Raw genomic sequence first — 1,805 nt, forward strand, 5'->3', positions numbered from 1 at the left:
TTCTGGTTCCCCCCTTTCCAAGGGGGGTTAGGGGGGATCTTTTCCATCTGTGTCTCATTACCGCGCAAAGTGCTGTAATTAATAATTGTCAATTATCAATTCATTTTTTCCCGATTTACGATTCCCTACCATGTCCTTCTTTTTACCGACTTTGAAACAGTGGGGTTTTTTGGACTCCATTCAGATCACCCTCTGCATCGTGGGGTCGCGGAAAATTGACGAGTTTGCGGGGTTGGATTACGATCGCCAGGGGTGGGAGATCTTTGCCCCCAATTTGACGATTTACGGTTTCGATGCGGACCCGGAAGCCTGCGATCGCCGCAATGCGGAATTGGTGGCAAAAAATATCGGTTGGACGGAAAAACATATCCCCTTCGCCCTCTGGGATCGGTGTGGGAAGGCGCCACTGTATGTGACGAAACATCCGGGTTGCTGTTCGCTTTATCCCCCCAATGATGTGGCGATCGAGCGGTTGTTTGAATATCGCGATCGCCACAAGTTGATGTCGGTGGCGGAGGTGGAAACCACAACTTTAGATGATTTTTTTGGCAGTTTGGAGACTCCCATCGATTTCATGCAATTGGACGTTCAGGGGGCGGAATTGAACGTGTTGAAGGGGGGAGACAATCACATCTTACCCCACCTTTTGGGAATTGTGGCGGAAGTTAATTTTATTGAATTGTATAAGAATCAACCCCTATTTGCGGATGTGGATAGTTATTTGCGCGATCGCGACTTTACCCTTTTCGATATCGGACAAAAATGGTGCGATCGACGCCGGGGAATCACCCTAATCTCGCGGCAGCACAAAGGTCAATTTGTGTGGACGGACGGCTATTATTTCCGGGACTTAATTCGACCCGACCAAAACCACCACCTGAAGACGCCGGAGCGGATTTTGAAGTTGGCCTGTCTGGCGGATCTGTTGCAGTTTTACGATTATGCGTTGGAACTGTTGGGATATCTGACGGAACGGTACGGGGCGGGCGATCGCAACTACAATTTCGCCGACTGTATCATCCAAATTTTAGAACAAAATCCCGATGCTGTCAAGCACGGCATTACGGCCCTTCCATTTATTACCGAACTCCGGAAATATCGCACCCAATAAATTTGAAGATTCACCCCAGAGGGACTCCAGGACAGGGAGAGGATGTTTGCGACATTTATTCTGCTTCTTCGATCGCCGTTGATTCTGTTTTCGGGCGAATCTCGACCGCCTTCTCTTCGTAATCTTGAAAATTGGGAAAAGCGCTGCGACAGTTTTTGTCAACCAAACCCGGCGATCGCTCAATTTCGATCAGATCTCGCCCTTCGACGTATCCCCCCAAACGCAGGATAAATTCGAGGGTGCAGGCGACTCCATATCGCGATATATCTTCGCTGGCGATCGCCAACATTCGGATTTTTTGGGAGTTCAGATCGACCTCGAATCGGCGCAGGTCTTCCCGATCCCAAACGGCGATTTTCGGTTCCGTTTCAAATTCTTGATAAGTCGCCGAAAAGTCCGTCAATTCGGACAATTCTAAAATCCCATTTCCGTTCCGATCTTCTCCGCCGAATTCTCCCGTCAACATTCCGCCTTGAAACTCGGACGCAAAGGTGTAGTTGGCGGCGGCCGCGATGTTGGCGCGAAGGGATGGGCCCCCCATCAAAAGAAGGGGGACAAAAAATAGCGAATTTTTGAATAAGAAATTGTGGGTATTCATCAATCTAGCCTTTTGACAGAGAACCGGGTAGCACGGCTATCTTAGCCGTAACAAGCTAGAAGCTTGTTTGACGGGGAATTTGGTAATTTGAAGCCG

Annotated in this window: 2 protein-coding genes; one reads left to right on the plus strand and one right to left on the minus strand. The window is 49.0% G+C overall.

Going from position 1 to position 1,805, the window contains the following annotated elements; translation table 11 throughout:
• The first annotated feature begins 130 nt into the window (after positions 1 to 130).
• Entirely contained in the window at positions 131 to 1,111 is a 981-nt protein-coding gene (locus LKE08_RS00080) for an FkbM family methyltransferase (protein ID WP_324702161.1), read from the plus strand.
• 55 nt (positions 1,112 to 1,166) lie between these two features.
• On the opposite strand, the gene LKE08_RS00085 is transcribed toward LKE08_RS00080, so the two are convergent.
• Entirely contained in the window at positions 1,167 to 1,652 is a 486-nt protein-coding gene (locus LKE08_RS00085) for a hypothetical protein (RefSeq protein ID WP_324702162.1), read from the minus strand.
• Positions 1,653 to 1,805 lie beyond the last annotated feature (153 nt).

The sequence above is a fragment of the Lyngbya sp. CCY1209 genome, from assembly GCF_035615495.1.
In the GTDB taxonomy this organism is placed as follows: Bacteria; Cyanobacteriota; Cyanobacteriia; order Cyanobacteriales; family Microcoleaceae; genus Limnospira.

What these genes read in the sequence shown, in the direction of transcription:
- LKE08_RS00080 (WP_324702161.1), top strand. Translation starts at nt 131, where the DNA reads ATGTCCTTCTTTTTACCGACTTTGAAACAGTGGGGTTTTTTGGACTCC.
- LKE08_RS00085 (WP_324702162.1), bottom strand. Translation starts at nt 1,652, where the DNA reads ATGGGGGGCCCATCCCTTCGCGCCAACATCGCGGCCGCCGCCAACTAC.